Annotated in this window: 31 protein-coding genes; 23 read left to right on the top strand and 8 right to left on the bottom strand. The window is 70.9% G+C overall.

Features of this window, described 5'->3' with window-relative positions; all coding sequences use genetic code 11:
* Positions 1 to 27 precede the first annotated feature (27 nt).
* The 3 genes from OHA11_RS35145 to OHA11_RS35155 all read right to left on the bottom strand — a co-directional run bounded on the left by OHA11_RS35145 (position 28) and on the right by OHA11_RS35155 (position 3,600).
* Complete coding sequence (locus tag OHA11_RS35145; RefSeq protein ID WP_266503203.1) at positions 28 to 768, bottom strand: LON peptidase substrate-binding domain-containing protein; 741 nt, start codon at positions 766 to 768, stop codon at positions 28 to 30.
* 9 nt (positions 769 to 777) lie between these two features.
* Positions 778 to 1,821 carry a hypothetical protein gene (locus OHA11_RS35150; RefSeq protein ID WP_266503204.1) on the bottom strand — a complete coding sequence of 348 codons (1,044 nt, stop codon included), beginning with the start codon at positions 1,819 to 1,821 and terminating at the stop codon, positions 778 to 780.
* 195 nt (positions 1,822 to 2,016) lie between these two features.
* Entirely contained in the window at positions 2,017 to 3,600 is a 1,584-nt protein-coding gene (locus OHA11_RS35155; RefSeq protein WP_266503207.1) for an oxidoreductase, read from the bottom strand.
* Between the two features lie 231 nt (positions 3,601 to 3,831).
* Between OHA11_RS35155 and hisD the strand changes: the two genes are divergently transcribed.
* From hisD to OHA11_RS35215, 12 genes are all read left to right on the top strand, one after another.
* The gene (gene hisD / locus OHA11_RS35160) at positions 3,832 to 5,151 is read left to right on the top strand and encodes a histidinol dehydrogenase (RefSeq protein WP_266503209.1); all 1,320 of its coding nucleotides are present in this window, start codon (positions 3,832 to 3,834) and stop codon (positions 5,149 to 5,151) included.
* Positions 5,148 to 6,263: a histidinol-phosphate transaminase gene (locus tag OHA11_RS35165; protein WP_266503211.1), complete on the top strand. Its 1,116-nt coding sequence runs from the start codon at positions 5,148 to 5,150 to the stop codon at positions 6,261 to 6,263. The genes hisD and OHA11_RS35165 overlap by 4 nt, the downstream gene beginning before the upstream one ends.
* Complete coding sequence (gene hisB / locus OHA11_RS35170) at positions 6,260 to 6,853, top strand: imidazoleglycerol-phosphate dehydratase HisB (RefSeq protein WP_266503212.1); 594 nt, start codon at positions 6,260 to 6,262, stop codon at positions 6,851 to 6,853. Before OHA11_RS35165 ends, hisB begins: the two co-directional genes overlap by 4 nt.
* 4 nt (positions 6,854 to 6,857) lie before the next feature.
* The gene (locus OHA11_RS35175; RefSeq protein ID WP_186001182.1) at positions 6,858 to 7,022 is read left to right on the top strand and encodes a hypothetical protein; all 165 of its coding nucleotides are present in this window, start codon (positions 6,858 to 6,860) and stop codon (positions 7,020 to 7,022) included.
* A complete protein-coding gene (gene hisH / locus OHA11_RS35180) occupies positions 7,013 to 7,663 on the top strand; it encodes an imidazole glycerol phosphate synthase subunit HisH (RefSeq protein ID WP_266503217.1) in 651 nt (216 codons plus the stop codon). Before OHA11_RS35175 ends, hisH begins: the two co-directional genes overlap by 10 nt.
* A gap of 3 nt (positions 7,664 to 7,666) precedes the next feature.
* Entirely contained in the window at positions 7,667 to 8,392 is a 726-nt protein-coding gene (gene priA / locus OHA11_RS35185) for a bifunctional 1-(5-phosphoribosyl)-5-((5-phosphoribosylamino)methylideneamino)imidazole-4-carboxamide isomerase/phosphoribosylanthranilate isomerase PriA (protein WP_266503218.1), read from the top strand.
* Positions 8,389 to 8,787 (top strand): RidA family protein, encoded by a 399-nt coding sequence (locus OHA11_RS35190; RefSeq protein WP_266503220.1) that lies wholly within the window; start codon positions 8,389 to 8,391, stop codon positions 8,785 to 8,787. The genes priA and OHA11_RS35190 overlap by 4 nt, the downstream gene beginning before the upstream one ends.
* Positions 8,784 to 9,539, top strand: a complete 756-nt coding sequence (hisF, locus tag OHA11_RS35195; protein ID WP_266503221.1) for an imidazole glycerol phosphate synthase subunit HisF — start codon at positions 8,784 to 8,786, stop codon at positions 9,537 to 9,539. Before OHA11_RS35190 ends, hisF begins: the two co-directional genes overlap by 4 nt.
* Before the next feature lie 67 nt (positions 9,540 to 9,606).
* Entirely contained in the window at positions 9,607 to 9,825 is a 219-nt protein-coding gene (locus OHA11_RS35200) for a hypothetical protein (RefSeq protein ID WP_266503223.1), read from the top strand.
* Positions 9,822 to 10,196: a hypothetical protein gene (locus OHA11_RS35205; protein WP_266503225.1), complete on the top strand. Its 375-nt coding sequence runs from the start codon at positions 9,822 to 9,824 to the stop codon at positions 10,194 to 10,196. The genes OHA11_RS35200 and OHA11_RS35205 overlap by 4 nt, the downstream gene beginning before the upstream one ends.
* Positions 10,197 to 10,298: 102 nt before the next feature.
* Positions 10,299 to 10,886 (top strand): transcriptional regulator, encoded by a 588-nt coding sequence (locus tag OHA11_RS35210; protein ID WP_266503226.1) that lies wholly within the window; start codon positions 10,299 to 10,301, stop codon positions 10,884 to 10,886.
* A gap of 51 nt (positions 10,887 to 10,937) precedes the next feature.
* Positions 10,938 to 12,191, top strand: coding sequence for an MFS transporter (locus tag OHA11_RS35215; RefSeq protein WP_266503227.1), 1,254 nt, complete (start codon positions 10,938 to 10,940; stop codon positions 12,189 to 12,191).
* Between the two features lie 21 nt (positions 12,192 to 12,212).
* Here the strand turns inward: OHA11_RS35215 and OHA11_RS35220 are convergent, their stop codons facing one another.
* A complete protein-coding gene (locus OHA11_RS35220) occupies positions 12,213 to 12,848 on the bottom strand; it encodes a TIGR03085 family metal-binding protein (RefSeq protein WP_266503228.1) in 636 nt (211 codons plus the stop codon).
* 84 nt (positions 12,849 to 12,932) lie between these two features.
* On the opposite strand from OHA11_RS35220, the gene hisI reads away from it, so the two are divergent.
* The 11 genes from hisI to lgt all read left to right on the top strand — a co-directional run bounded on the left by hisI (position 12,933) and on the right by lgt (position 22,652).
* The gene (gene hisI, locus OHA11_RS35225; protein ID WP_266503229.1) at positions 12,933 to 13,379 is read left to right on the top strand and encodes a phosphoribosyl-AMP cyclohydrolase; all 447 of its coding nucleotides are present in this window, start codon (positions 12,933 to 12,935) and stop codon (positions 13,377 to 13,379) included.
* A gap of 11 nt (positions 13,380 to 13,390) precedes the next feature.
* Positions 13,391 to 14,896 (top strand): anthranilate synthase component I, encoded by a 1,506-nt coding sequence (locus tag OHA11_RS35230; RefSeq protein ID WP_266503231.1) that lies wholly within the window; start codon positions 13,391 to 13,393, stop codon positions 14,894 to 14,896.
* 127 nt (positions 14,897 to 15,023) lie between these two features.
* Positions 15,024 to 15,665, top strand: coding sequence for a TIGR02234 family membrane protein (locus OHA11_RS35235; protein WP_266503232.1), 642 nt, complete (start codon positions 15,024 to 15,026; stop codon positions 15,663 to 15,665).
* A 234-nt stretch (positions 15,666 to 15,899) separates the two neighbouring features.
* Entirely contained in the window at positions 15,900 to 16,142 is a 243-nt protein-coding gene (locus tag OHA11_RS35240; RefSeq protein ID WP_266503233.1) for an HGxxPAAW family protein, read from the top strand.
* Positions 16,143 to 16,313: 171 nt separating this feature from the next.
* Positions 16,314 to 16,802: a DUF2752 domain-containing protein gene (locus OHA11_RS35245; protein ID WP_266503235.1), complete on the top strand. Its 489-nt coding sequence runs from the start codon at positions 16,314 to 16,316 to the stop codon at positions 16,800 to 16,802.
* A 168-nt stretch (positions 16,803 to 16,970) separates the two neighbouring features.
* Complete coding sequence (gene trpC / locus OHA11_RS35250; protein ID WP_266503236.1) at positions 16,971 to 17,780, top strand: indole-3-glycerol phosphate synthase TrpC; 810 nt, start codon at positions 16,971 to 16,973, stop codon at positions 17,778 to 17,780.
* An 8-nt stretch (positions 17,781 to 17,788) separates the two neighbouring features.
* Positions 17,789 to 18,073 (top strand): tryptophan biosynthesis modulator TrpM, encoded by a 285-nt coding sequence (trpM, locus tag OHA11_RS35255; protein ID WP_266503238.1) that lies wholly within the window; start codon positions 17,789 to 17,791, stop codon positions 18,071 to 18,073.
* Positions 18,074 to 18,274: 201 nt separating this feature from the next.
* Positions 18,275 to 19,567 carry a tryptophan synthase subunit beta gene (gene trpB / locus OHA11_RS35260; RefSeq protein ID WP_266503239.1) on the top strand — a complete coding sequence of 431 codons (1,293 nt, stop codon included), beginning with the start codon at positions 18,275 to 18,277 and terminating at the stop codon, positions 19,565 to 19,567.
* A complete protein-coding gene (gene trpA, locus OHA11_RS35265) occupies positions 19,564 to 20,379 on the top strand; it encodes a tryptophan synthase subunit alpha (protein ID WP_266503242.1) in 816 nt (271 codons plus the stop codon). The genes trpB and trpA overlap by 4 nt, the downstream gene beginning before the upstream one ends.
* A gap of 115 nt (positions 20,380 to 20,494) precedes the next feature.
* Entirely contained in the window at positions 20,495 to 21,268 is a 774-nt protein-coding gene (locus OHA11_RS35270; protein ID WP_266503244.1) for a thioredoxin domain-containing protein, read from the top strand.
* A gap of 229 nt (positions 21,269 to 21,497) precedes the next feature.
* On the top strand, positions 21,498 to 22,652 hold the full coding sequence (lgt, locus tag OHA11_RS35275) for a prolipoprotein diacylglyceryl transferase (protein ID WP_266503246.1): 1,155 nt from the start codon (positions 21,498 to 21,500) through the stop codon (positions 22,650 to 22,652).
* Between the two features lie 23 nt (positions 22,653 to 22,675).
* Here lgt and OHA11_RS35280 read toward each other — a convergent pair whose 3' ends face one another.
* The 4 genes from OHA11_RS35280 to OHA11_RS35295 form a co-directional block, all read right to left on the bottom strand.
* On the bottom strand, positions 22,676 to 23,833 hold the full coding sequence (locus OHA11_RS35280; protein WP_266503248.1) for a glycoside hydrolase family 76 protein: 1,158 nt from the start codon (positions 23,831 to 23,833) through the stop codon (positions 22,676 to 22,678).
* Positions 23,834 to 23,863: 30 nt separating this feature from the next.
* Entirely contained in the window at positions 23,864 to 24,637 is a 774-nt protein-coding gene (locus OHA11_RS35285; RefSeq protein ID WP_266503250.1) for a DeoR/GlpR family DNA-binding transcription regulator, read from the bottom strand.
* Positions 24,638 to 24,786: 149 nt separating this feature from the next.
* Positions 24,787 to 25,623, bottom strand: coding sequence for a CoA ester lyase (locus OHA11_RS35290; RefSeq protein ID WP_266503251.1), 837 nt, complete (start codon positions 25,621 to 25,623; stop codon positions 24,787 to 24,789).
* Positions 25,620 to 26,867 carry a CaiB/BaiF CoA-transferase family protein gene (locus OHA11_RS35295; protein WP_266503252.1) on the bottom strand — a complete coding sequence of 416 codons (1,248 nt, stop codon included), beginning with the start codon at positions 26,865 to 26,867 and terminating at the stop codon, positions 25,620 to 25,622. Before OHA11_RS35295 ends, OHA11_RS35290 begins: the two co-directional genes overlap by 4 nt.
* Positions 26,868 to 26,907 lie beyond the last annotated feature (40 nt).

Consider the following 26,907-nt stretch of genomic DNA (forward strand, 5'->3'; position numbering starts at 1 on the left):
CAATTGGCTGATTCCGTCCCCGCTGCCTCAGTTGAGATTCGTCGGCCCCCGCGTCAGCTCCGACGCGGGCAGCGATGGCAGGTTGCGGATGATCGCGGTCTCCGCCCGCAGCAGCGTCAGCTCCTCGCGAAGCCGGGACGCCGTGTCCGGGGCCTGGAGCAGCCGCTGCTTCGCCGGTACGTCGAGCATCGCCGCCGCCGCGACCAGGTACGAGACGACGGCCGGTTCGTCCGGCAGCTCGGCTCCGGTCGACAGGGACCGTTCCCGTGCCCCCGCGAGCCGCTTCTGGTACTGCCGGAAGGCCCTCAGTACCCCCTCGGCCAGCGCGCCGGCCTCCTCGCCGGGGTCTTCCTCCAGCTCCTCCAGTTCGGCCGTCAGGAAGGCCCCGGAGGCGTCCACGGAGAGCAGCCGCACCCGGGTCGTACCGGTGGCCAGTACCTCGAAGCTGCCGTCGGCCCGCTCCCGGATGGTGGCCGCGTCGGCGATGCATCCCACCTCGTGGAACGCCTTCACCGGGTCGTCGCCGAAGCCGGCCGCGGGCCCGCGCTGCGGCAGCGCGGTCGGGTCCGGCATACCGGGGGCCGTGGACGCGACCTCGTGGCCGTCGCGGATGGCGACGACGGCGAACCGGCGCGGATCGTCCTCAGGAGTCTTCAGCAACTCGCGCATCATGGCGCGATAGCGCTCCTCGAAGATGTTCAGAGGGAGCACGAGCCCGGGGAACAGCACCGAGTTCAGGGGGAAGAGGGGGAGCCGGACGGTGGTCACGACGAGAGCCTAATGGTCATCGGAAGGCGTGCGTCCGTCGCGCTCACTCCGTGGATACGGAACATCCGCGTTGCGTAGTTTCAGAGGCATGCCCGAGGCCACCTCGATCCGTATCCCGTCGCGCAGTTCGAGGAACTGGCCGAGGGGGTCGTCCGAGATGCGGTCCCATGGGAACGAGGTGGCGTGCGGCCCGACGCGGTGCAGCTCGGACAGTGCGTCCTGCCAGCGTTCGAGGCGGATCAGTACGTAGATGAGCAGGTTGCGGACCTCCGCGGGCCACGGGTCGGCGGTCGGATACTCCCCGGACACCGCGATCGCGAGGTCGGCCGCGGCGTCGAGGCGTTCGCGCCGCACGGCCGGTCCGCCGCCCTCGGTCAGGTACGCGAAGGCCGCGCGCACCGGCAGGGCCTGGACGAGGGAGCCGGGCAGCGCGTCCTGTGCGGCCCGCTCGGCGAAGTCGAAGCACTCGCGGTGCGAGCCGTACCAGGCGGCGGACAGGTACTGGAGGGCGGCCACATGGCAGCCGTAGTGGTGCGGGGAGCGGCGTACGGCCTCGGCCCACAAGCACTCGAACGCGGTGTGCGGGGTGTTCGTGCCCCGGGCGTGGTCGAGCGCGATGCGCCACGGCACCGGGTCGCGCGGGTCGCCCTCGGCGGCGGCCGAGATCAGCGGACCGACCTGGCGCAGCAGCTCGGCGCGGGCCGGTGACTCCCAGCTCCGGCACACCGCGAGCTCGGCCTTGACCAGCAGCGCGTCCGGGTCGTGCGGGGCGGCGGAGCACCAGTCGTCGAACCACTCGCTCCGGGAGCGCGCGAAGGCGGCCAGACGGGTCGCGTACCGGTCCCGGCTCTCCCACTCGGCGGCATCCCGGGTGGTGGCCAGCAGCTTCGCGGCGGACGCGTACTCGCCGCGGCCGGCGGCGACCAGCGCGGGTCCGAGCCGCTCGTCGGGCGCGTCGAGCAGTACCTCGTCGTCGGCGGGCAGACCGGCGGCGAGGCGCGAAGTGTTCCGTGCCATCCGTGCCGTACGGAGGAACGCGCGCAGCAGTGCCATGGTGCTGTCCATTGAAAACCCGCAGGTCGGACGCGTGCCAGAGGTGCACGGTGACGCTTTTGTAACCCTGATTTGGTTGTGTACGGAATGGTCAAGGCCGGGTAAAAGGTGACTGATGTTCAGGTGTCCGGCGGCTGTGTGCGACCTGGGAGGCAGCGCTGCTCAGCCCGTGTCCATTCCCTGTGCAGCCTCTGCTCATCCCCTGCGCAGCAGCCGTGTCGCGCCTGCCGCCACCGTCGTGGCGAGGATCCAGCCCAGCAGGATCACCGCAGCGGACAGCCACTGCCAGCCGCCGCGCAGCTGCCAGAAGCCGACCTGGCCGAGATCGATGACCGGGAGCAGCAGGTCCAGGGCGAACAGCGACGGGTTCCACGGCGGATGTTCGCCGCTCTTGAGCGGCGGATGATCGGCGTGTGCGAAGGCTATGGAGGTCGCCGCCCACAGCACGGCCATCCACAGGGCCGCCCGCCCCGGCCGGTACCCGTAGGCGACCGTCCAGTCCTGCGCGTACCCCCAGAGCTTGGCCGCGATCGGCAGGTTCTCGCGTCGGTGGCGCTGCTTGGCGAGCAGCACCTCGCGGGCGTCCTCGTCCTCGCCGCCGTTGCGCAGCACGGTGGCCAGCCGCTCGTACGGCTCCGGGTTGTACTCGGGAGTCGCCGCGGCCACCCACTCCAGGCGCCGGGCCAGCGGGAACGGGCCGCGCGGTACGAGGTACTCGTACTGGAAGCCGCCCATCTGCAGCTGGCCCGCGCCCGGCCAACTGGTCGCCTGGTCCATCAGGTTGACCACCTTCGCGCCGTTCAGCACGACCCGGCCGCGCTGCGGGCGCTCGCCGAGGAAGCGCAGCTCGGGCACCTGGACGCGGCGCAGTGAGAGCTCCTGGTCGTCCCGCAGGATGAAGCGGGCCTGCTCGAAGTCCACCGCGTCGCCGAACCGGCCGTCGTCGAGCCGGATCCCGCCCTCGCACTCGAACCGCTGTATCCGGGTGCCGCGCGCCGGTGTCCGGCCGCTGGTCTGCACGGGGTCGCCGATGCCCGCCGGGGTCAGGTACAGCGTGCGCTCGACGGTCAGCTGCGGTGCGTTCAGCGCGCGGCGGCCCCCGTACGGATTCGCCAGCCGGCTGCCGCGCAGGCTGAGCGAGACGCCGACCTTCGCGCCGCGCAGGCTCAACTCGCCGTGCGACTCCAGCATCTCGGCCTGGAGGTCCTGCCCGACGGTCATCCCGTCGCCGATGAGGGAGCGGCCGCGCCGGTCCCGGTAGATCACCGCCTGGTTGAGCAGCAGGTCCGTGCCGATGTGGGCGTCGGTGAGGCGCACGCCGTTGTGGAAGCGGCAGCGCGGCAGATGCAGATCGCCCTCGGTGTGCACCCGGGCCGCCTCCAGCCGGGGCACCGCGCAGTCCACCAGGCGCACGGTCGTGAACCGCGCCTCCGGCAGCAGGACCTCCTTCTCGAACCGGCAGCCCTTGATCTCGACGTACGGCTCGATCGTGCCGCCCGCGAGGTCGAGCACGTCGATGATCTGGACGCCGGTCAGCTTGAGGGAGGCGACGCGGCCGTCGAGCGCGGGCGGTCCGTCCAGCAGCAGCCAGGCCACTATCCGGGCCCGCACACTGCGCTCGGGGCCCCAGGGATGGCCGCCGTGCGGATCGTCGACGGTCCTGTCCCCGGCACGCAGGTCGTACAGGCTGCCGTTGCGGAACGCCTGCCACATCCCGGCCTCGGCGCCGGTCAGGTCGTCGGGCACTTCTCCGGCACGGACGCCGGCCCCCTGGGTCACGGTCTTCCCTTTCTCCCCCGCTACTCGCGGGTTTCGTACAGTCGTTCCTGTGATGCCCGCTGGGTGACTGCCTGAACGCTAGTGGTGAAGGTGATCTTCCGGAACCCGTGCCAGGAACGAAATCGGGCCACGTGTGGACCGGTGATCCACGGTCCGTATCAGCGATTGATACAGCCGTCCGGCGCCCGATCCCCGTCTGAGAGAATTGTCTGCGTGCTGCAACATTTCGCTATGGCCCGAATCGATCTGCGCGGCGACGCCCTCCCCGAGGGCTCCGCCCTGCGCGACCTGCTGCCCCGAGCCGACTTCGACGTATCGGCCGCACTGGAGAAGGTGCGTCCGATCTGCGAGGCCGTGCATCATCGGGGCGACGCGGCGCTGATCGACTACGCGGAGAAGTTCGACGGCGTACGCCTGGAGTCCGTGCGCGTCCCGGCGCGGGCGCTCTCTCAGGCGCTGGAGCAGCTCGATCCGGCCGTCCGCGCGGCCCTGGAGGAGTCGATCCGCCGCGCCCGTATCGTCCACCGCGAGCAGCGCCGCACCACGCACACCACCCAGGTCGTGCCCGGCGGTTCGGTCACCGAGAAGTGGGTGCCCGTCGACCGGGTCGGGCTGTACGCGCCCGGCGGCCGGTCCGTCTACCCGTCGTCCGTGATCATGAACGTGGTTCCGGCGCAGGAGGCGGGCGTCGAGTCGATCGCGCTGGCCTCGCCCGCCCAGTCCGAGTTCGGGGGCCTGCCGCACCCGACGATCCTGGCCGCCTGCGCGCTGCTCGGGATCGACGAGGTGTACGCGGCCGGTGGCGCTACCGCCGTCGCGATGTTCGCGTACGGCACCGAGTCCTGCCCGCCCGCCAACATGGTCACGGGCCCGGGCAACATCTGGGTCGCCGCCGCCAAGCGCTACTTCGCGGGAAGGATCGGCATCGACGCCGAGGCCGGTCCGACCGAGATCGCGATCCTCGCCGACGAGAGCGCCGACCCGGTGCACGTCGCGTCCGACCTGATCAGCCAGGCCGAGCACGACCCGCTGGCCGCCGCCGTCCTGGTCACCGACTCGGTCGCGCTGGCCGACGCGGTGGAGAAGGAGCTGGAGCCGCAGGTCGCGGCCACCAAGCACATCGAGGACCGGATCGTCCCGGCGCTGAGCGGCAGGCAGTCCGCGATCGTGCTGGTGGACGGCGTGGACGAGGGCCTGCGGGTCGTCAACGCGTACGGTGCCGAGCACCTGGAAATCCAGACGGCCGACGCGAGCGCGGTCGCGGACCGCGTACGCAACGCCGGCGCGGTCTTCGTCGGCCCCTGGGCGCCCGTCTCGCTGGGCGACTACGCGGCCGGCTCCAACCACGTGCTCCCGACCGGCGGCTGCGCCTGCCACTCCTCGGGTCTGTCGGTCCAGTCCTTCCTGCGCGGGATCCACATCGTCGACTACACGCGCGACGCCCTCGCGGAGGTGGCGCACCACGTGGTGGCGCTCGCCGAGGCCGAGGACCTCCCTGCCCACGGTGCCGCCGTCAAGGCAAGGTTCGACTGGAAGGTACCCAGCAAGTGACCGGCATCGACGACCTCCCCGTACGCGACGAGCTGCGCGGCAAGTCCCCGTACGGCGCGCCCCAACTCGACGTCCCCGTACGGCTGAACACGAACGAGAACCCCTACCCGCTGCCCGAGCCGCTCGTCGAGCGGATCGCCGAGCGGGTGCGCGAGGCCGCCCGGAACCTCAACCGCTACCCCGACCGGGACGCGGTCGAGCTGCGCACCGAGCTGGCCAAGTACCTGACGAAGACCGGCAAGTACACGGTCGGCCTCCCGAACGTGTGGGCGGCCAACGGCTCGAACGAGGTCATCCAGCAGCTGTTGCAGACCTTCGGCGGGCCCGGCCGCACGGCGATCGGCTTCGAGCCCTCGTACTCGATGCACGGCCTGATCTCGCGCGGCACCGGCACCGGATGGATCTCCGGCCCGCGCAACGAGGACTTCACGATCGACGCCGCGGCCGCTGAGAAGGCGATCGCCGAGAACAAGCCCGACGTCGTCTTCATCACCACCCCCAACAACCCCACGGGCAACGCGGTTCCGCCCGAGACGGTCCTCGCGCTGTACGAGGCCGCGCAGGCGGCCAAGCCGTCCATGGTCGTCGTCGACGAGGCGTACATCGAGTTCAGCCACGGCGACTCGCTGCTGCCACTGCTCGAAGGTCGGCCGAATCTCGTCGTCTCGCGGACCATGTCGAAGGCGTTCGGCGCGGCCGGGCTGCGCCTCGGCTATCTCGCCGCGCACCCGGCGGTCGTGGACGCCGTACAGCTCGTACGGCTGCCGTACCACCTGTCGGCCGTCACCCAGGCGACCGCGCTGGCCGCCCTGGAGCACACCGACACCCTGCTCGGATACGTCGAGCAGCTGAAGACCGAGCGGGACCGGCTGGTCCTCGAACTGCGGGCGATCGGCTTCGACGTGGCCGACTCCGACGCGAACTTCGTCCAGTTCGGGCGGTTCGACGGCGAGAACGGCTCCCACGAGGCCTGGCAGAAGATCCTCGACCGGGGCGTCCTGGTCCGGGACAACGGCGTACCGGGGTGGCTGCGGGTCAGCGCCGGAACCCCCGCCGAAAACGACGCGTTCCTCGACGCGGTACGTGAACTGAAGAAGGAGCAGAGCGCATGAGCCGCGTAGGAAGAGTCGAGCGGGTGACCAAGGAGACGTCGGTCCTCGTCGAGATCGATCTCGACGGATCCGGCAAGGTCGACGTGTCGACAGGAGTCGGCTTCTACGACCACATGCTCGACCAGCTCGGCCGCCACGGTCTGTTCGACCTGACCGTGAAGACCGAGGGCGACCTGCACATCGACTCGCACCACACCATCGAGGACTCCGCCCTCGCGCTCGGCGCCGCCTTCAAGCAGGCCCTCGGCGACAAGGTGGGGATTTATCGATTCGGGAACTGCACCGTTCCCCTGGACGAGTCGCTCGCCCAGGTCACCGTCGACCTCTCCGGCCGCCCGTACCTCGTGCACACCGAGCCCGAGAAGATGGCGCCGATGATCGGCGAGTACGACACGACGATGACCCGGCACATCTTCGAGTCCTTCGTCGCGCAGGCCCAGATCGCGCTGCACGTGCACGTGCCGTACGGGCGCAACGCGCACCACATCGTGGAGTGCCAGTTCAAGGCGCTGGCCCGGGCCCTGCGGTACGCCTCCGAGCGTGACCCGCGCGCGGCGGGCATCCTGCCGTCCACGAAGGGTGCCCTGTAAAGCCATGAGCGGCCTGTCCACCGTACTGATCGTCGTCGGGCTCTTCCTGCTCGGCGGCGTCTACTCCTTCGTCAAGCAGCAGATGCCGAAGAGTCTCATCGTGCTGCTGTCGATCGGCGCCGGCATGTGTCTGGTCGCGGGCGTCCTGAGGCTGGAGGTGTGGAATTGAGCTCCCCTTCGAAACGAGTAGTCGTCTTTGACTACGGCTTCGGGAACGTGCGCTCGGCGGAACGTGCCCTCGCGCGCGCGGGTGCCGACGTCGAGATAACGCGTGACTTCGACAAGGCCATGAACGCGGACGGCCTGCTGGTGCCCGGCGTGGGCGCCTTCGCCGCATGCATGAAGGGGCTGAAGGAGGCGCGCGGCGACTGGATCGTCGGCCGTCGTCTCGCCGGTGGCCGTCCGGTCATGGGCATCTGCGTCGGTATGCAGATCCTCTTCGCACGCGGCATCGAGCACGGCGTCGAGACCGAGGGCCTCGACGAGTGGCCCGGCTCGGTCGAGCCGCTGCAGGCCGACATCGTGCCCCACATGGGCTGGAACACCGTCGAATCACCGGCGGGCTCGCAGCTCTTCGCGGGCCTCGAGGCCGACGCGCGCTTCTACTTCGTGCACTCGTACGCCGTGCACGACTGGAACCTGGAAGTCGGCAACCCGGCGATGCGCGCGCCCCTCGTCACCTGGTCGACGCACGGCAAGCCCTTCGTCGCGGCCGTCGAGAACGGCGCTCTGTGGGCCACGCAGTTCCACCCCGAGAAGTCCGGCGACGCCGGAGCGCAGCTGCTCACCAACTGGATCGGAACCCTGTAGACCATGGCCAAGCTCGAACTCCTCCCCGCCGTCGACGTCCGTGCCGGCCAGGCGGTCCGCCTCGTCCACGGCGAGTCCGGTACGGAGACCTCGTACGGCTCTCCTCTGGAGGCGGCCCTCGCCTGGCAGCGGGCGGGTGCCGAGTGGCTGCACCTCGTGGACCTGGACGCCGCGTTCGGCACGGGCGACAACCGTGCGCTGATCGGCGAGGTCACGAAGGCGATGGACATCAAGGTGGAGCTGTCCGGCGGCATCCGTGACGACGCCACGCTCGCCGCGGCCTTGGCCACCGGCTGCACCCGGGTGAACCTCGGCACGGCCGCCCTGGAGACGCCCGAGTGGGTCGCCAAGGTCATCGCCGAGCACGGCGACAAGATCGCGGTCGGTCTCGACGTACGCGGCACGACGCTGCGCGGTCGCGGCTGGACGCGCGACGGCGGCGACCTCTACGAGACGCTGGAGCGGCTCAACAAGGAGGGCTGCGCGCGGTACGTCGTCACGGACATCGCGAAGGACGGCACGCTCCAGGGCCCGAACCTGGAGCTCCTGAAGAACGTGTGCGCGGCGACCGACCGCCCGGTGGTGGCGTCCGGCGGGGTCTCGTCGCTTGACGACCTGCGTGCCATCGCCGAGCTCGTGCCCCTGGGTGTCGAGGGCTCGATCGTCGGGAAGGCCCTGTACGCGAAGGCGTTCACCCTGGAAGAGGCCCTGGAGGCGGTGGCCAAGTGAGTGACCTGCGACGCGTCACGACCGGAGCTCCCTGGGAGGATGCCTTCGGGTACTCCCGCGCGGTGGAGCTGCCGAACGGCCTGGTGCTGGTCTCTGGCTGCACGTCGATAGTGGACGGCGAGATCGCGGGAGGCGGCCCGTACGAGCAGGCGATCAACGCGTTCAACGTCGCGCTGGCGGCACTGAAGCAGCTGGACCTCGGCCGCGAGGACGTCGTACGGACGCGCATGTACCTCACCCATGCCCGCGATGTGGAGGACGTCGGACGCGCTCACAAGGAGCTGTTCGACTCCGTCCGGCCCGCGGCATCCATGATCATCGTCTCCGGTTTCGTGGACCCCAGCCTGGTGGTCGAGGTCGAGGTGGAGGCGTACCGAGAGGCACCCGAGTCATGACCCTGGCCGTACGAGTCATCCCCTGCCTGGACGTCGACAACGGCCGGGTCGTCAAGGGCGTCAACTTCCAGAACCTGCGCGACGCGGGCGACCCCGTCGAGATGGCCAAGGTGTACGACGCCGAGGGCGCCGACGAGTTGACGTTCCTGGACATCACGGCGTCCTCCGGCAACCGCGAGACCACGTACGACGTGGTGCGCCGCACCGCCGAGCAGGTCTTCATCCCGCTGACGGTGGGAGGCGGCGTCCGCACGGCCGAGGACGTCGACAAACTGCTGCGCGCGGGCGCGGACAAGGTCGGCGTCAACACGGCCGCGATCGCCCGCCCCGACCTGATCCGCGAGATCGCGGAGCGGTTCGGACGGCAGGTGCTGGTGTTGTCGGTGGACGCGCGGCGGACTCCCGAGGGCACCTTCGAGGTCACGACCCACGGCGGCCGCAAGGGCACCGGCATCGACGCGGTCGAGTGGGCGCACCGGGCGGCCGAGCTGGGCGCGGGCGAGATCCTGCTCAACTCGATGGACGCCGACGGCACGAAGGACGGCTACGACATCGAGATGATCGAGGCCGTACGAAAGCACGTCACGGTGCCGGTCATCGCCTCCGGCGGCGCGGGCCGACTGGCCGACTTCCCCCCGGCCGTCGCCGCGGGCGCGGACGCCGTACTGGCCGCGTCGGTCTTCCACTTCGGCGACCTGCGGATCGGAGAGGTGAAGCAGGCGTTGCGGGAGGCGGGGCATCCCGTGCGCTAGTTCGATGCCTCGCCTTTGGTGGTGAACGCGGTAGTTGTCATGGTTCCAGTGTGTTTACGCTGCTTGTATGCCTGGAATCACGATCGATTTCACTGAGGAAGAACTGGCCGAGCTGCGCGCCGAGGCCAAGGAGCAGGGCGTCTCGATCAAGCGGCTGGCGCACGACATCCTGACCGAGGGTGTCGTGCGCAGACGGCAGAGGCAGCGGTTCGTGGAGGGCGCCTCGAAGAAGGCTCGGGGGATCATGGCGGACTTCGACGAGCGCTTCCCGGAGGGACTGCGGTGACCCTTTACGTCGACACCGACTGGGTCCTCAGTATCCAGGTCAACGTCTCGCCGCAGAACACTCCCATCCGGGACTGGGGCGCACTGTCCGTCATGGTGGAGCGCCACAGGTACGAGCGCATCGCGGGCGAGCCCTACTACGAGGAGATCGCCTCGCGGGCGGCGACCTTCCTGCATACCGCCCTGAGACTGCGGCCGTTCAGCGACTACAACGCCTCGATCGGTGTGGCGTGCGCCTGGGAGTACATGGAGCAGTCCGGGATGCCGTTCGAGCTGCCGTACGGAGAGGTCGCGAAACTCATCGCCGACATCCGCAGCGACGAGGCCGGGATGACGGAAACCGCCCTGCTGCTGCGCACCTGGGCCGAGTGACACCGGTCTCGATCGACCGACACTGACCTCGGTCCACGGGTGCACGGGAAAAGTTGCGCAATTTATATTGCGCAACTTTTCTTTCGTATCTACGGTGGTGTCATGAGTGGCACGGAGAACCTCCCGATCACGGATCTGGGCACCCTCAAGGCCCTGGCCCACCCCCTGCGGATGCAGTTGTACCGAGGGCTGTGCGTGGCCCGGACCGCCACTGCCTCCCAGCTTGCCGAGCAGGTCGACGAAGCGGTCTCACTGGTCAGCTACCACCTGCGCAAGCTGGCCGAGCACGGGCTGATCGAGGCGGCCGAGCCGCAGAGCGGCGACGCCCGCGAGCGCTGGTGGCAGCCCTCGTCGCAGGGCGTGAGCATCAGGGACAAGGACTTCCGGGACGCACCCGAGAGGGCGTCCGCGCATTTGGCCGCCACCAGGCTCTTCCACGAGCAGCGGGCCGACATGTACCGCCGCTACCTCGACGAACGCCCCACATGGGGCTCCGAGTGGAACTCCGCCGCACCGGACAACGAGTCGCTGCTGCGGCTGACCTCGGCCGAACTGGCCGAACTCGGCGAGGAGTTGCTCGCCCTAGCCAGGAAGTACGACGAGAAGGGCCGCGCCGCCGAGGCGGCCGGCGCGACCGAGGGGCGCGAGAACGTCGCGCTGCATGTGTACGGATTCCCGTTCCGCACCTGAGAGTTCGCGGCCCGCACCGCAGCCTCCGCAGCCTTGAGAGGGCACACGCGTATGTCCACCGCGCTCATACCCCCTGCCCCGGCCCCCGCCTCCGGCCGACCGGCCCACCGTGACCCCAACGTCCTGCGCTGGCTCGGTGCCTACACCGCGTCCATGGTCGGCGACAACGTCTACTACCTCGCGCTGACCTGGGCCGCCGTGCAGGCGGGTACGCCCGCGCAGGCCGGGCTCGTGGCGGCCGTGAGTGCGGTGCCGCGCGCCCTGCTGATGCTCGGCGGGGGAGTGCTGGCCGACCGGTTCGGGCCCAGGCGAGTCGTCATCGGCAGTGACGCCGTGCGGTGCGCGGCCGTGCTCGCCGTGGCCGCGCTGCTCTTCGCCACCACCCCCGGGCTGTGGCCGCTGGCCCTGCTCGCCCTGGTCTTCGGCACCGTCGACGCCGTCTTCCTGCCCGCGGTGGGCGCCCTGCCGGCCCGCATCACCGGCCGCGGCCAGCTCACCCGCGTCCAGGGCATGCGCGGCCTCGCCATCCGCTTCGCCAACGTCGTGGGCGCGCCGCTCGGCGGTCTGGGCATCGCGCTGGGCGGGCCGGCCGCGGCCTTCGGACTGGCCGGGCTGCTGATCGCCGTGTCGGTGCCCCTGCTGGTCTCCCTACGGGTCGCCGACCTTCCCGGGGACGACAGGACCGCCGAGCGTCCCACTGCCTGGAGCGACCTCCGCAACGGACTGCGCTACATCCGCGGCCACCGCGTCCTCGCCCCGCTGATCGTAGCCATCGCCCTCGGGGACCTCGGCTTCGTCGGCCCGCTCAACGTGGGGCTGACCCTGCTCGCCGACGAGCGCGGCTGGGGCGCCTCCGGGGTGGGCTGGGTGCTCGCCGGGTTCGGCGTGGGCGCGGGCGCCGCCGCGCTGCTGCTCGCCGTACGCGGGAGCCTTCCGCACGCCGGACGCGTCATGGCGGTGACGATCCTGACGGGCTCGGTCGCGGTCGGCGCCCTGGCCTACGTGCCGAACGTCGTCGCGGCGGCGGGCGTCGCCGTCCTCATCGGCCTGCTCACGGGCCTCAGCGGCGCCCTGTGCGGCGCACTGCTGCAGACCCGGACCGACCCCGCCTACCTGGGCAGGGTCAGCTCCGTGGCCGGCTTCGTCAACCTCGGCCTCGCCCCGCTCAGCATGCCGCTGTCCGCCGCCGCGATCGGCGCGTGGGGCACGGGCCCGGTCTTCGTCGTCAGCGCGGCCGTGTGCGGCCTCGGCGGGGTGCTCGGGCTGTGCGTACGAGACCTCCGCCGGGCCGAACTTCCGAGGTAGCCGGACTCCTGAGGCGGCTGTTCAGATGCCCAGCTGCTTCGCCTCGTGCAGCTTCGCGATCGCGTCCTTGTCGCCCTCCAGTTCCACGTCCGCGGCGTTCTGGCGGCCGTGGACGAACATGACGAGTTCGGAGGGTTCGCCCGTGACCGTGACGACCGGTGTGCCCCGGTGGGCGACCGCCGTCTGGCCGTTCGGGCGGCGGAGCACCAGGCCGGTGGGGGCGCCGCGGCCCATGAGGCGGGCCCCGCGCTCCAGACGGGACCACAGGGCGTCCTGGAAGACGGAGTCGAGCTCGCGGGGAGTCCAGTCGGGCTGGGCGCGGCGTACGTCCTCGGTGTGGACGTAGAACTCGATCGCGTTCGACGCCTCGTCGATCTGCTTGAGGGAGAAGGGCGAGAAGCGCGGCGGACCCGTACGGATCAGCTGGATCAGCTCCTCGTACGGCTTCTCGGTGAACTCCGTCATCACCCGTTCGAGGCGTGGCGCGAGTTGCTTGATCAGGATGCCGCCGGCGGCATCCGGGCGGCGCTCGCGCACCACCACGTGCGCGGCGAGATCACGGGTGTTCCAGCCCTCGCACAGAGTGGGGGCGTCCGGGCCCTCCGTCTCCAGCAGGTCGGCGAGGAGAAGTCGTTCACGCTTGGCATGGGTCGACATGTCTGCCAGCCTACGACTGCCTCCGGGGTCCGCCCAGTGGACAAGTGCACAGGGGTGTTGGAACGGCGCGGCACAATGGTCGTCATGACCAGCACGCCCCCGCCCAGCAGGCCCAGCGGCCTGGATCCCGAGATCGCCGCACGCCTCAGGCGCAGCGCCGACGGGCTCGTCCCCGCCATCGCCCAGCAGTACGACACCGGTGAGGTGCTCATGCTCGGCTGGATGGATGACGAGGCACTGCATCGCACGCTGACGACCGGCCGGTGCACGTACTGGTCGCGCAGCCGCCAGGAGTACTGGGTCAAGGGCGACACGTCCGGTCACTTCCAGTGGGTCAGGTCCGTCGCCCTGGACTGCGACGCCGACACCGTGCTGGTCAAGGTCGACCAGGTCGGCGCCGCCTGCCACACCGGCGACCGCACCTGTTTCGACGCCGACGTGCTCCTCAAGGACGCCGAGGGCAGCGAGGACGGCGCGGGCGCCGCGGACACCGAGGACGCCGATTCCGGCGTACCGGCCGTGGATCAGTAAGGTCAGCCGCCATGGACCTCGAGACCTTCCGCAAGCTGGCCACCGACCGGCGTGTCATCCCCGTCAGCCGCAAGCTCCTCGCGGACGGCGACACGCCCGTCGCGCTCTACCGCAAGCTCGCCGCCGAGCGCCCCGGCACCTTCCTCCTGGAGTCCGCGGAGAACGGCCGCTCCTGGTCCCGCTACTCCTTCGTGGGCGTCCGCTCGGCCGCCACCCTCACCGAGCGCGACGGCCAGGCCCACTGGCTCGGCACCCCGCCCGTCGGCGTCCCCGTCGACGGCGACCCCCTCGCGGCCCTGCGCGCCACCATCGAGGCCCTCCACACACCCCGCGACCTCGCGTACGGCCGTGGCTCGTCTGGACTGCCGCCCTTCACCGGCGGCATGGTCGGCTACCTCGGCTACGACATCGTGCGCCGCCTGGAGAAGATCGGCCCCGGCGAGCGCGACGACCTGAAGCTGCCCGAGCTCACCATGCTGCTCACCAGTGACCTCGCGGTCATGGACCACTGGGACGGCTCGGTCCTGCTGATCGCCAACGCGATCAACCACAACGACCTCGACACGGGCGTCGACGAGGCGTACACCGACGCGGTCGCCCGCCTCGACGCCATGGAGGCGGACCTCTCGCGGGCCGTCTCCCAGCCCCCGGCCGCGCTCCCGCCGTCCGAGCTTCCGGAGTACACCGCACTGTGGGGCGGCCCCGACTACCAGCTCGCCGTCGACGACATCAAGGAGCGCATCCGGGCCGGCGAAGCCTTCCAGGTCGTCCCCTCCCAGCGCTTCGAAACGCCGTGCACGGCAAGCGCGTTGGACGTGTACCGAGTACTGCGGGCCACCAACCCGTCCCCGTACATGTACCTCTTCCGCTTCGACGGATTCGACGTCGTCGGCTCCTCCCCTGAGGCCCTGGTCAAGGTCGAGGACGGGCAGGCGATGGTGCACCCCATCGCGGGCACCCGGCCGCGCGGCGCCACCGTCCAGGAGGACCAGGCCCTCGCCGACGAGCTGATGGCCGACCCCAAGGAGCGCGCCGAGCACCTCATGCTCGTCGACCTCGGGCGCAACGACCTGGGGCGGGTCTGCCGGCCCGGCTCCGTCGAGGTCGTCGACTTCATGTCCATCGAGCGCTACTCGCACGTCATGCACATCGTGTCCACGGTCACGGGCCGGGTGGCCGAAGGGCGTACGGCCTTCGACGTACTGACCGCCTGCTTCCCCGCCGGCACCCTCTCCGGCGCCCCCAAGCCCCGCGCGATGCAGATCATCGACGAGCTGGAGCCGAGCCGCCGCGGCCTGTACGGCGGCTGCGTCGGCTATCTCGACTTCGCGGGCGACTCCGACACCGCCATCGCCATCCGCACGGCCCTGCTGCGCAGCGGCACGGCGTACGTGCAGGCCGGCGCCGGAGTCGTCGCCGACTCGGACCCCGTCGCCGAGGACACCGAGTGCCGCAACAAGGCGGCGGCGGTCCTGCGCGCGGTCCACACGGCGAACCGCCTCGGACAGCAGCCCTGACACTCGGCCGGCAGTCCGGACACAGCGGCCGCCCGGCAGGAGGCCGAACCGGCCGTGACGTACGGCGGACAGTGGGACGCGGGTCACGCGAACCCCGGGTGACGGTTCGCCCGGGGTTCAGGCGATAGTGGAGTACGTGACTGCCGTACCGCACCCCCGATCCGCCGCTCCCGGACCCGCCCGGTCCGGCCGCCGAAGCCTTGCCCTCGCCCTGCTGTTCGGCGCGCTGGGCGCGGCCGTCGTGCTGCTCTCCTCGCGGCAGGACTGGTCGAAGGGCACCGCGACGGTGGCGGGCGGCGACTTCCCGCTGAGCGCCAGCGGCGGCGACGTCACGGGCGTGCCCGCGTCCCTCGCCATAGTCGGCCTCGCCGCGCTCGTCGCCGTCTTCGCCGTCCGCCATGCCGGCCGTTTCCTGGTCGCCGGGCTCCTCGCGCTCTCCGGAGCGGGCACGATCGCCTCGGCGCTGCTCGGCGCCTCCGACAGTTCCGCGCTCGACGAGAAGGCCGCCCAGGCCTCCGGCGACAGCGCGGCGACCGTGGGCGCCATGACCCATACCGCGTGGCCGTACGTGGCCGCGGCGGGGGGACTGCTGCTCCTCCTCGCGGGCCTCCTCGCCCTGCGCTACGGACGGCTCTGGCCGACCATGTCGGGCCGCTACGAGCGCGACGGCACGCCCCGGCCACGCAGAACCAGGCCCCCGGCCGACCCCGACCGCCCCGAGGAGATCTGGAAGGCCCTGGACCGGGGCGAGGACCCCACAGGGGCGTGAGCGCTCCGCGGGGTTCCGTCGAGAGCGCCGTTTTGACCGTGCGGGTCCGCTGTGGCTGGTCGCGCAGTTCCCCGCGCCCCTGTCGGGGCGCGGGCCTCCGCGGGACCTGACAGAGCTCCTCGGTACCCCCGCTCAGGGCGTCCGCGCGCGTGCGGGACAATGGAGCCGCGAGCGTTCGGCTCACACACGCGTAGAGCAACACGTAGAGCAACACAGAGCATGAGGAGCTAAGTCATGGCGGGCAGCAACCACGGTCACACTCCGGCCGCCTGGACCGGTGTCACCATCGCGATCATCGGGTTCTGCGTCTCCGGTGCCTTCATGGTGATGGCCAACCCGCTGGGCTTCTGGGCCGGTCTGGTCGTCGTGGCCCTCGGTGGCGTCGTCGGCATGGCCATGAGCGCGGCGGGCCTCGGCAAGCCGAAGGCCGCCGCCCCCCGGACCCACCAGGTGGCGTCCGCGTCGGCCGAAGGCTGATCTTCACGAGAGTGTGGGAGGCGGGGCCGGCCCGAGCGCCGGGTCCGTCTCTTTCGTGTACAGCCGTGTTCGTGTCCGGGCGTGCGCCCACGCGTACAGGCGTGCACTCCCGCGTAGAGGCGTGTCTTTCGCGTACGAGCCTGTGTGCGGTGTTCACCTCGGCGCGGCAGAATGCGTCGGGTGAACGCCGAAACCCAGAGGGTGACGCCCGCTCCCGGACCCGTACCGCACGGACCCGTACCGCACGGATCCGTGCCGCATGGGTCCGTACCGCGGCGGCTCGTCGTGCCCGGCGGGATCCTCGTGGCCGTCGTCGGCGCCTTCGCGTACGTGGGAGCCGTCGATCCGAACGAACCCGGGCACTACCCCGCCTGTCCGCTGCTCCAGTACGCCGGCGTGTACTGCCCCGGCTGCGGCGGACTGCGCAGCGCGCACGCCGTCGCGCACGGGGACCTCGTGGCGGCGCTCGGGGCGAACGCGATCGCCGTCCTGGGGTATCTGGTGTTCGCCGTGGTGTGGACCGTCTGGGTGGTCCGCTCCGTCCAGGGGCGACCGCTGCGCCTCGATCCGAAGCCGTCCCTGCTGTGGGGACTCGGCGCGTTGGCGCTGGTCTTCACGGTTGTCCGGAACCTGCCGTTCGGTGGCTGGCTGCATCCTTGATCAATCGGTGAACGTCCAGGTAGTGGGACCGGCGTCAACCGGATGCGAGCGCTAAGCCTTCCTCCGGATACCATCGCAGTGACCATCGGTTTCGTCTGATGCGAGACGGACCCGGGTCAACCGCAGAACCGCTTCAACTGTCAACCGTCAGGGAAGGGGGCCGCTCGCGTGAGTGTGCTCGACGAGATCATCGACGGAGTCCGTGCCGACCTCGCGGAGCGGCAGGCGCGCGTCAGCCTCGACGAGCTCAAGGAGCGCGCCGCGAAGGCTCCGGCAGCCAAGGACGGTGTCGCGGCCCTGCGCGGCGACGGCGTCAAGGTCATCTGCGAGGTCAAGCGCTCCAGCCCGTCCAAGGGCGCGCTCGCCGCGATCGCCGACCCCGCGGGGCTCGCCGCCGACTACGAGGCGGGCGGCGCGGCCGTCATCTCCGTCCTCACCGAGCAGCGCCGCTTCGGCGGTTCGCTGGCCGACCTGGAGGCCGTGCGGGCCCGGGTCGACATCCCGGTGCTGCGCAAGGACTTCATCGTCACCTCGTACCAGCTGTGGGAGGCCCGGGCGTACGGCGCGGACCTCGCGCTGCTCATCGTGGCCGCCCTCGACCAGCCCGCCCTGGAGTCCCTCATCGAGCGGGCCGAGTCCATCGGGCTCACGCCGCTCGTCGAGGTCCACGACGAGGACGAGGTCGAGCGGGCGGTGGACGCCGGTGCGAAGGTCATCGGTGTCAACGCGCGCAACCTCAAGGACCTCAAGGTCGACCGCGGCACCTTCGACCGCGTCGCACCCGAGATCCCCGCGCACATCGTGAAGATCGCCGAGTCCGGCGTCCGCGGACCGCACGACCTCATCGCGTACGCCAATGCCGGCGCCGACGCCGTACTGGTGGGCGAGTCCCTGGTCACCGGCCGGGACCCCAAGACGGCCGTCTCCGACCTGGTCGCCGCGGGCGCGCACCCCGCGCTGCGGCACGGACGGGGCTGACACTCCGGATGGACACCGACCGTTCCCTCGCCATCGCCGACCGCCAGGGCCTTCGCCCCGACGGCGGCCCGGCGTGCGTACGGTCGGCCGCCGCGGGCCCTTCGGCGGCCCGCGACCCCTACGCCCGGCTCGCCCGCGGCTGCCGTCCGCGCGGCTGCCGGGCCCCCGCGCGCCGCGTCCATGGGCGCCGCGTGCGGTACGTCATCGGGGACGAGCCAGGCCAGGTGAACGGGATGCGATGGCGTCGGCGCGTCCGCGCCACCGCCGACGGTGGGCTCCGCCCCGTTTCCTGACGGGGGCGTTGCCCGGTTCGGCATCGCCGATCATCACTCATCACCGGTGATCACTGCCGGTCACCGCCGTGGGGCCCGAACTCCCGCCGTCGCGGCGGCGAGTGGTACGCCTCCACCTGAGCGAACCGGCGGCGGTCGTGGCGCACACGTGACCGTCCATCCGACCTGTTGACCGGGGCCACGCCCCTGCGAGGTAACCGCATGCCCAGCGAGTTCTTCATTCCCGACCCTGACGGTCAGGTCCCCAGCGCCGAGGGGTACTTCGGCGCGTTCGGCGGCAAGTTCATCCCGGAGGCGCTCGTCGCCGCCGTGGACGAGGTCGCCGTGGAGTACGACAAGGCGAAGTCCGACCCCGAGTTCGCCCGGGAGCTGGACGACCTGCTCGTCCACTACACCGGCCGCCCCAGCTCCCTCACCGAGGTGCGGCGCTTCGCCGAACACGCCGGTGGCGCCCGGGTGTTCCTCAAGCGCGAGGACCTGAACCACACCGGATCACACAAGATCAACAACGTGCTCGGGCAGGCCCTGCTCACCAAGCGCATGGGCAAGACCCGGGTCATCGCCGAGACCGGCGCGGGCCAGCACGGCGTCGCCACGGCCACCGCCTGCGCGCTGTTCGGGCTCGAATGCACCATCTACATGGGCGAGATCGACACCCGGCGCCAGGCCCTGAACGTGGCCCGGATGCGCATGCTCGGCGCCGAGGTCATCGCCGTGAAGTCCGGCAGCCGGACGCTGAAGGACGCCATCAACGAGGCCTTCCGCGACTGGGTCGCCAACGTCGACCACACCCACTACCTCTTCGGGACCGTCGCCGGACCCCACCCCTTCCCGGCCATGGTCCGCGACTTCCACCGCGTCATCGGCGTCGAGGCCAGGCGGCAGATCCTGGAGCGCGCGGGCCGTCTCCCCGACGCGGCCGTCGCCTGCGTCGGCGGCGGGTCCAACGCCATCGGCCTCTTCCACGCCTTCATCCCGGACGCGGACGTACGCCTCATCGGCTGCGAGCCCGCCGGACACGGCATCGAGACCGGCGAGCACGCCGCCACGCTGACGGCCGGCGAGCCGGGCATCCTGCACGGCTCGCGGTCGTACGTCCTCCAGGACGAGGAGGGCCAGATCACCGAGCCGTACTCGATCTCGGCCGGACTCGACTACCCGGGCATCGGCCCCGAGCACTCGTACCTCAAGGACAGCGGACGCGGTGAGTACCGCGCCGTCACCGACGACGCGGCGATGCAGGCCCTGCGCCTGCTCTCCCGTACCGAGGGCATCATCCCGGCCATCGAGAGCGCGCACGCGCTCGCGGGCGCGCTGGAGGTCGGCAGGGAACTGGGCCCTGACGGGCTGATCATCGTCAACCTGTCCGGGCGCGGCGACAAGGACATGGACACGGCCGCCCGCTACTTCGGCCTGTACGACGAGGGCGCCGACGCCGTCGTCGAGGCGGACGCCGACAACGACAACGCCGAGATCGAGGGGGACGCCAAGTGAGCGGCAACATCGAGCTGTTGAGCGACACCCTTGCCGGTGCGAAGGCGGAGGGGCGGTCCGCGCTCATCGCGTACCTGCCGGCCGGGTTCCCGACCGTCGACGGCGGGATCGCGGCCATCAAGGCCGTCTTCGACGGCGGCGCGGACGTCGTCGAGGTCGGTCTGCCGCACAGCGACCCCGTCCTCGACGGACCGGTCATCCAGACCGCCGACGACATCGCCCTGCGCGGCGGCGTCAAGATCGCGGACGTGATGCGCACGGTCCGCGAGGCGTACGAGGCGACCGGCAAGCCCGTCCTCGTCATGACGTACTGGAACCCCATCGACCGCTACGGCGTCGAGCGCTTCACCGCCGAACTGGCCGAGGCGGGCGGCGCGGGCTGCATCCTGCCCGACCTGCCCGTGCAGGAGTCCGCACTGTGGAGGGAGCAGGCCGAGAAGCACGGCCTCGCGACCGTCTTCGTCGTCGCCCCCAGCAGTCAGGACGCCCGGCTCGCCGAGATCACCAAGGCGGGCTCCGGCTTCGTGTACGCGGCCTCGCTGATGGGTGTCACCGGCACGCGTGAGTCCGTGGGCGCGCAGGCTCAGGACCTGGTGCGGCGCACCAAGGCCACCACCGACCTGCCGGTCTGTGTCGGCCTCGGCGTCTCGAACGCCGAGCAGGCCGCCGAGGTCGCCGGCTTCGCCGACGGCGTCATCGTCGGCTCGGCCTTCGTGAAGCGGATGCTGGACGCCCCGGACGAGGCCGCGGGCCTGGACGCCGTACGCGCCCTCGCCGCCGACCTCGCGAAGGGCGTGCGCGGCACGGCGTGACCAATTGTCCGTTGCGTACAGCTGTTCACGTACGTAACGGACAATCCGCTCACTCGAACGGGTGGACCTGGGGTCGGGGAGGCGCGGTGCGCCTCCCCGGTTCGTTCTGCGGGATGTGAGCGAGAAGAACCGTGAGGAAAAGCGCACCGCCCGCGAGCGGCTGGCGGAAGAGCGAGCGAAGCAGAAGACGGCGGAGAAGCGCCGACGTGTGCTGATCGTGGGCGGTGCCGTCGTCTGCGTGCTGGCACTGGCCGCGATCGGCGGTGTGCTGGCCGCGAACGCAGGCAAGGACAAGACCGATACGGCGGGCCCGGTGACGGCCCCCTCGGGGGCGAACGGCGACGACAGCCTCGTCATCCCCGTCGGCAAGGAGAGCGCCAAGTCGACCCTCACCGTGTGGGAGGACTTCCGCTGCCCGGCCTGCAAGAGCTTCGAGGACGCCTACCGCTCGACGATCCACGAGCTGACGGACGCCGGACAGTTGAAGGCGGAGTACCACCTCGCGACCCTGATCGACGGGAACATGGGCGGGAGCGGCTCCCTGCGCGCGGCCAACGCCGCGGCGTGCGCCCAGGACGCCGGAAAGTTCGCCGCGTACCACGACGTGCTGTTCGAGAACCAGCCCGCCGAGACGGACGACGCGTACGCGAAGAACAGCAAGCTGATCGAGCTGGCCGGCAAGGTCGACGGGCTCGACACCGACACGTTCAAGAAGTGCGTCGACGACGGCACGCACGACAGCTGGGTCGCCAAGTCCCACCAGGCCTTCCAGGGCGGCGGGTTCAGCGGCACACCGACGGTCCTGCTGAACGGCAAGAACATCTACCAGGACCGGACGATGACCCCGGCGAAGCTGAAGCAGCTGGTGCAGCAGGCCGACAAGGCATGAGCCCCGGGGGGATCGCGGGGTGTGGGTCCGAGGGGGGATCGCGGGGTGTGGGTCCGAGGGGGGATCGCGGGGTGTGGGTCCGAGGGGTGAGTCCGGTGGCCCGTTTTCTGGGTGTCACATCCGACCCAGGGGTCCCGTGGGCCCCGTAGGTCCCGCCGGTCTCGTTATGGAGCCGTAGCCCGGGCGGGTTGTCGTACTCGCCGCCCGGCAAGGTAGCGTCGACTCCGCCATGGAAATTGCCTACATCCCCAGCCCGGCGAGCGGTGTGCGCCACCTCGGCCCCATTCCGCTGCGCGGCTACGCGTTCTGCATCATCATCGGCGTCTTCGTAGCCGTCTGGCTCGGCAACAAGCGGTGGGTCGCGCGCGGGGGCCGACCAGGCACCGTGGCGGACATCGCCGTGTGGGCCGTGCCGTTCGGTCTCGTCGGCGGGCGGCTGTACCACGTCATCACCGACTACCAGCTGTACTTCAGCGAGGGTCAGGACTGGGTCGACGCCTTCAAGATCTGGGAGGGCGGCCTCGGTATCTGGGGCGCCATCGCGCTCGGCGCGGTGGGTGCCTGGATCGGCTGCCGTCGACGTGGGATCCCGCTCCCGGCGTGGGCCGACGCCCTCGCGCCCGGCATCGCCCTCGCGCAGGCCATCGGCCGCTGGGGCAACTGGTTCAACCAGGAGCTGTACGGGCGGGAGACGGACCTCCCCTGGGCCCTGCACATCACGTCCTCGACGGACGGCCGGGTGCCGGGCTACTACCACCCGACGTTCCTGTACGAGTCGTTGTGGTGCATCGGTGTCGCGGTGCTCGTCATCTGGGCCGACCGGCGCTTCAAGCTCGGCCACGGCCGTGCCTTCGCCGTGTACGTCGCCGCGTACTGCACGGGCCGCTTCTGGATCGAGTCCATGCGTGTCGACGAGGCCCACCACTTCCTGGGGCTGCGCCTCAACGAGTGGACCTCGATCGTCGTCTTCCTCCTCGCCGTGCTCTATTTCGTGCTGTCGGCCAGGCTCCGTCCGGGGCGTGAAGAGGTCGTCGAGCCGGACGCGCCCGACGGCCCGGACGAGCCGAAGACGTCGGGGAAGTCGGAGAAGTCGGAGAAGTCGGAGAAGACCGACGCATCGGAGGCGTCGGACTCGGCAGACGCGTCCGACACCGCGGATACGTCGGACTCGGGGTCGGACACAGGGTCGGACCCGGCGTCGGACAAGTCCAAGTCCGAGGAGGCCGGGCCGACCGACCTCTCGAAGTCCGCGAAGTCGAAGTCCGCGAAGCCTGCCGAGTCCTCCGATTCCTCGAAGCCCTCATCCTCCGAGGACTCCGATTCCGCGGAGTCCGCCAACGGCTCGGACGCTGACGCGGAGGCCGAGTCGGCCAAGAAGGGCTGACCCGGCCCCGGCTTCCGGCGTCGTCAGAGAACCGCGGTCAGCAGTGAGACCGCGGATTCCTGACGCGCGATGTCCGCGCTGTCGAACGGCCCGGACCAGTCCAGCCCGTACTGGTTCTGGCTGTTGCGGTTGTACGTGTAGGCCGAGTGGGCCTGGGCGCGGAGGTACCGCCGGTACGGATGGCCGGGCAGCACCTCGTCCAGTTCCGCGAGGTTGCGGGCGAAGATCCCCTTGAACGACGCCTGGTCGGAGTTGCAGTCGCCCCGGGGCTCGCACGGCTCGGTCAGGATCCCGCCGGGGGACAGTTCCGGGCTCTTGACGACCGCGTCGGCGATCTTCCGCGCGGAGGTGAGCAGCCGTCGGTCACCCGTGGCCTTGTACAGCTCGGCGAGTCCGCCGAGGATCACTCCCTGGTTGTACGTCCAGGTCGTTCCGCCGTTGTTGGCGCAGCCGCCGCCCTGGGTGTTCAGACCGTCGTTGACCAGGTGCTCGCGGTTGATCATCCCGCTCTTCTCGAACCAGTGCCACGCCTTGAGGGCGCGCGCGAGATAGACCCTGTCGCCGGGTACGCGGTTGTGCAGCGCGGCCAGGAGCTGGATGTAGAGCTCGGCGCTGATCGCGTTCTTGTACGTCTTGCCCGGGATGTCCCACCAGATGCCGCCGCCGCAGGTGTCGTCCCAGTACTCGTGCAGGTACGCCTCGTCGATCCTGGCGATGCCGAGATACTTCTTGTCGCGGGTCAGGTCGTACATGCGGGTCATGGCCAGGGCCCACCAGCCGGTGTCGTCGGTCGAGTCGGCCCGGAACTCGCCGTCGCCCTCCGGCCACCAGGGCAGCGGCTGTCGCTGGATCTCGATGGTGTTCTCGGCCTGTCGCAGGTAGGCCCGCGAGCCGGTCTTCGCCATGTAGTCGAGCAGTGCCTGGAGCGCGTTGCCCGACTGCCACCAGGGCGAATCCGGGTCCCAGCGGCCGGTCTCCTCGTCGTAGAAGCCCATCATCGCGCCGACGGCCGCGGTCGCCTTGCCGCGAGGGGTCACCGTGCCTCCCTTGGGGTACGGCTGGGCGGGGGCCGCCTGGGCAGGGGCTGCTTGGGCGGGCACCGTCACCGCCGTCAGGCACAGGATCAGACCGCAGGCGACGCCGCCCGCACCTCTCCACGTTCTTCGTATCAGTTCGCGCATTGCGGTAACTCCTTGCAGTGGGGCCCTGTTTCAGGCGGTGATCACCTGTCCGCCTGCCTGACGGCAGAGGTCGAGTGTCCGGGGATCGGCGCCCGCGCTCGTGACGAGTACGTCGATGTCGGCGAGCGAGCACACCCGCAGGCTGCCGGTGCCGGGGAACTTGGACTCGCCGGCGACCAGCACCACCCGGGGTGCGGATTCGACCAGCGCCTGCTTGATCGGTGCCTCGACGGCCATGTCGTCCACCACATGGCCGTTGGCGCGTACACCGGTGCAGCTCAGGAAGACCAGGTCCGCGCTGACCTGGCGCAGGGCGTTCTCGGCGAGCGCCCCGACGAGGGACTGGTAGTTGCGGCGCAGGACACCGCCGAGGACGACGAGCCGTACGGAGTCGTCGTCGCGCAGTTCGTCGAGCACGGCGAGGTTGCTGGTGATGACCGTGACCGGACGGCCGCGCAGCCGCCGGGCGATGAGCGGGGTGGTGGTGCCGATGTCCAGGACGACCACGGTGTCGTCGGCCACCAACTCGGCGGCCCGCTCGGCCATCGCCTCCTTCACCGCCCGGTCGTGGGCGGCCGAGACGTCGAACGGCTCCTCCACGGCGGGGGAGTCGGCCGCCGTGCGCGGAGACAGGGCGGCGCCCCCGTAGGTGCGGACCAGTTCGCCGTGCCGGTCCAGCTCGATCAGGTCCCGGCGGATCGTCGACTCGCTCACCTGGAGCCGTTCGGCGAGTTCGCGCACCGAGGCGACCCCTGTCGACCGGAGCGATTCGACGATCTTCGCGTGGCGCTTGCTCGATATCACGCGAGGAAAGTAGCAGCGGATGAGCGACTTCAGTCATGAATTCACAGACGTGTCTTGGAATTTGATTGAAGTCAGTCATCTGACTGCGCGAGTGTGCGCATGGTTGGTGGGTGGTCGTGGTGGTCGTGGGGTCGGCGGGTCGGCGGGAGTCAGTGGGGGCGGCGGGCGAGGGCGAGTGTGCGGTGTGCGCCCGCGACGATCGCCGCGTCCACGAAGCGCCCGTCGGGCAGTGCGAGGGCGCCGGTCTCGGTGCCGGCCGCCTTCACGAGTTCCTCGGCCGCCTCGATCTCCCGGGCCGACGGCAGATACGCGCGCTCGATGACCGGGAGCTGCCGCGGATGAATCGCCGCCCGCCCCAGAAAGCCGAGCGACCGGCCGTGCGCGCACGACGCGGCGAGCCCGGCGAGATCCCGTACGTCCGGATGCACGGACTGGGGCGGAGCGGGCAGCCCCGCCGCCCGTGCGGCACAGACGACCCGGCTTCGTGCCCAGTCTAGGCCCTTGTCCGCCACCCCCAGTTCGGCACGCAGATCGGCCTCGCCGAGCCCGATGCCGAGCAGAGCGGGGTGCGCGGTGGCGATCGTGTAGGCGTGCTCGACGGCGAGGGCCGACTCCAGGAGGGCGTACAGGGGGAGGTGGGGTGCGCCTTCCGCCGTACGTACGACCTCGGCGGGGGACATGACCTTGGGCAGGCGCACGCCCGAGAGGGCCGGGAGTGCGGCGAGGGCCCGGAGGTCCGCCCTCGACTCCGGGCTGTCCGGGGCGTTGACGCGTACGTGCACCGGGACCGGGGGCGGGGACGGCTCAGAGAGGAGGTCGGCGGTGGCGGCGCGGGCGTACTCCTTGCGGTCGGGGGCGACCGCGTCCTCCAGGTCGACGACGACCACGTCGGCGCCCGCGACCAGGGCCTTCGCGACGACATCGGGGCGGTCGCCGGGTACGTACAGCCAGGTGAGGGGGAACGGGCAGGTGGCTCCCGTGGTCACAGCGCGCCCTCCGATCTGAGCGTGCTGATCTCGGCCTCCGTCAGGCCGAGTTCGGTGAGGACGGTGTCCGTGTCGGCGCCGTGCGGGCGGCCCGCCCAGCGGATTCCGCCAGGGGTGTCGGTGAGGCGGAACAGGACGTTCTGCATGCGCAGCGGGCCCAGTTCGGGGTCGTCGACGGTCGTCACCGTGTCGAGGGCCTGGTACTGAGGGTCCGTCATGACGTCGCGTACGTCCTGGATGGGGGCCACCGCCGCCTCCGCCTTCTCGAACGCCGCGATGACCTCCTCGCGGGTGTGCTGGGCGATCCAGGTGCCGACCGCCTCGTCGAGGACGTCGGTGTGGCGGGCCCGCTCCGCGCCGGTGGTGAACCAGGGTTCGGCGGTCAGGTCCGGGCGGCCGACCAGGCGCATCACGCGTTCGGCGATCGACTGGGCCGAGGTCGAGACGGCGACCCAACTGCCGTCGGCGGTGCGGTAGGTGTTGCGGGGCGCGTTGTTCTGGGAGCGGTTGCCCGTGCGGGGCTGGACATGGCCCAACTGGTCGTACCAGAGCGGCTGCGGGCCGAGGACCGTGAGGATCGGCTCGATGATCGCCATGTCCACCACCTGCCCACGGCCGGTGCGGTCGCGGGCCGCGAGGGCCGTCATCACCGCGTACGCCGTGGCCAGGCCCGCGATCGAGTCGGCGAGGCCGAAGGGCGGGAGGGTCGGCGGGGCGTCCGGTTCGCCGGTGATCGCGGCGAAACCGCTCATCGCCTCGGCGAGCGTCCCGAAGCCGGGGCGGTGCGCGTACGGGCCGAACTGGCCGAAGGCGGTGACGCGGGCCAGGACCAGGCGGGGGTTCGCCGCCGACAGTTCCTCCCAGCCGAGGTCCCACTTCTCCAGCGTGCCGGGGCGGAAGTTCTCGATGATCACGTCGGTGGAGGCGGCGAGGCGGAGGAGGGTGGCCCGGCCGCCGTTCGTGGAGAGGTCCAGCGTCATCGTGCGTTTGTTGCGGCCGAGGAGCTTCCACCACAAGCCGATGCCGTTCTTCGACGGGCCGTGGCCGCGGGACGGGTCCGGTTTGCGGGGGTGCTCGACCTTGATGACCTCCGCGCCGAAGTCGCCGAGCATGGTGGCCGCGAGGGGGCCGGCGAAGAGGGTGGCGAGGTCGAGGACGCGGAGGCCGGTGAGGGGGGTGGTGTGGGGAGTGGTTTGGGGGGCGGTGACGGGGGCGGCCGGTGCGGTCACGGCGGGGTGTGTCATGGGTGAGGGATCTCCCGGGGTGGGTCGACTGGCTTTGCGG

It is taken from the genome of Streptomyces sp. NBC_00878, from assembly GCF_026341515.1.
GTDB lineage: Bacteria > Actinomycetota > Actinomycetes > Streptomycetales > Streptomycetaceae > Streptomyces.

Bases quoted from the DNA above. Each gene is read 5' to 3' on its own strand.
- OHA11_RS35150 (WP_266503204.1), bottom strand. From the start codon at position 1,821: ATGGCACTGCTGCGCGCGTTCCTCCGTACGGCACGGATGGCACGGAAC.
- hisB (WP_266503212.1), top strand. From the start codon at position 6,260: ATGAGCCGCGTAGGAAGAGTCGAGCGGGTGACCAAGGAGACGTCGGTC.
- OHA11_RS35210 (WP_266503226.1), top strand. From the start codon at position 10,299: ATGAGTGGCACGGAGAACCTCCCGATCACGGATCTGGGCACCCTCAAG.
- OHA11_RS35215 (WP_266503227.1), top strand. From the start codon at position 10,938: ATGTCCACCGCGCTCATACCCCCTGCCCCGGCCCCCGCCTCCGGCCGA.
- priA (WP_266503218.1), top strand. From the start codon at position 7,667: ATGGCCAAGCTCGAACTCCTCCCCGCCGTCGACGTCCGTGCCGGCCAG.
- OHA11_RS35280 (WP_266503248.1), bottom strand. From the start codon at position 23,833: ATGCGCGAACTGATACGAAGAACGTGGAGAGGTGCGGGCGGCGTCGCC.
- hisI (WP_266503229.1), top strand. From the start codon at position 12,933: ATGACCAGCACGCCCCCGCCCAGCAGGCCCAGCGGCCTGGATCCCGAG.
- hisF (WP_266503221.1), top strand. From the start codon at position 8,784: ATGACCCTGGCCGTACGAGTCATCCCCTGCCTGGACGTCGACAACGGC.
- OHA11_RS35240 (WP_266503233.1), top strand. From the start codon at position 15,900: ATGGCGGGCAGCAACCACGGTCACACTCCGGCCGCCTGGACCGGTGTC.
- OHA11_RS35230 (WP_266503231.1), top strand. From the start codon at position 13,391: ATGGACCTCGAGACCTTCCGCAAGCTGGCCACCGACCGGCGTGTCATC.
- lgt (WP_266503246.1), top strand. From the start codon at position 21,498: ATGGAAATTGCCTACATCCCCAGCCCGGCGAGCGGTGTGCGCCACCTC.
- OHA11_RS35295 (WP_266503252.1), bottom strand. From the start codon at position 26,867: ATGACACACCCCGCCGTGACCGCACCGGCCGCCCCCGTCACCGCCCCC.
- trpB (WP_266503239.1), top strand. From the start codon at position 18,275: ATGCCCAGCGAGTTCTTCATTCCCGACCCTGACGGTCAGGTCCCCAGC.
- OHA11_RS35175 (WP_186001182.1), top strand. From the start codon at position 6,858: ATGAGCGGCCTGTCCACCGTACTGATCGTCGTCGGGCTCTTCCTGCTC.
- OHA11_RS35200 (WP_266503223.1), top strand. From the start codon at position 9,607: ATGCCTGGAATCACGATCGATTTCACTGAGGAAGAACTGGCCGAGCTG.
- trpM (WP_266503238.1), top strand. From the start codon at position 17,789: ATGGACACCGACCGTTCCCTCGCCATCGCCGACCGCCAGGGCCTTCGC.
- hisD (WP_266503209.1), top strand. From the start codon at position 3,832: ATGGCCCGAATCGATCTGCGCGGCGACGCCCTCCCCGAGGGCTCCGCC.
- OHA11_RS35245 (WP_266503235.1), top strand. From the start codon at position 16,314: ATGCGTCGGGTGAACGCCGAAACCCAGAGGGTGACGCCCGCTCCCGGA.
- OHA11_RS35220 (WP_266503228.1), bottom strand. From the start codon at position 12,848: ATGTCGACCCATGCCAAGCGTGAACGACTTCTCCTCGCCGACCTGCTG.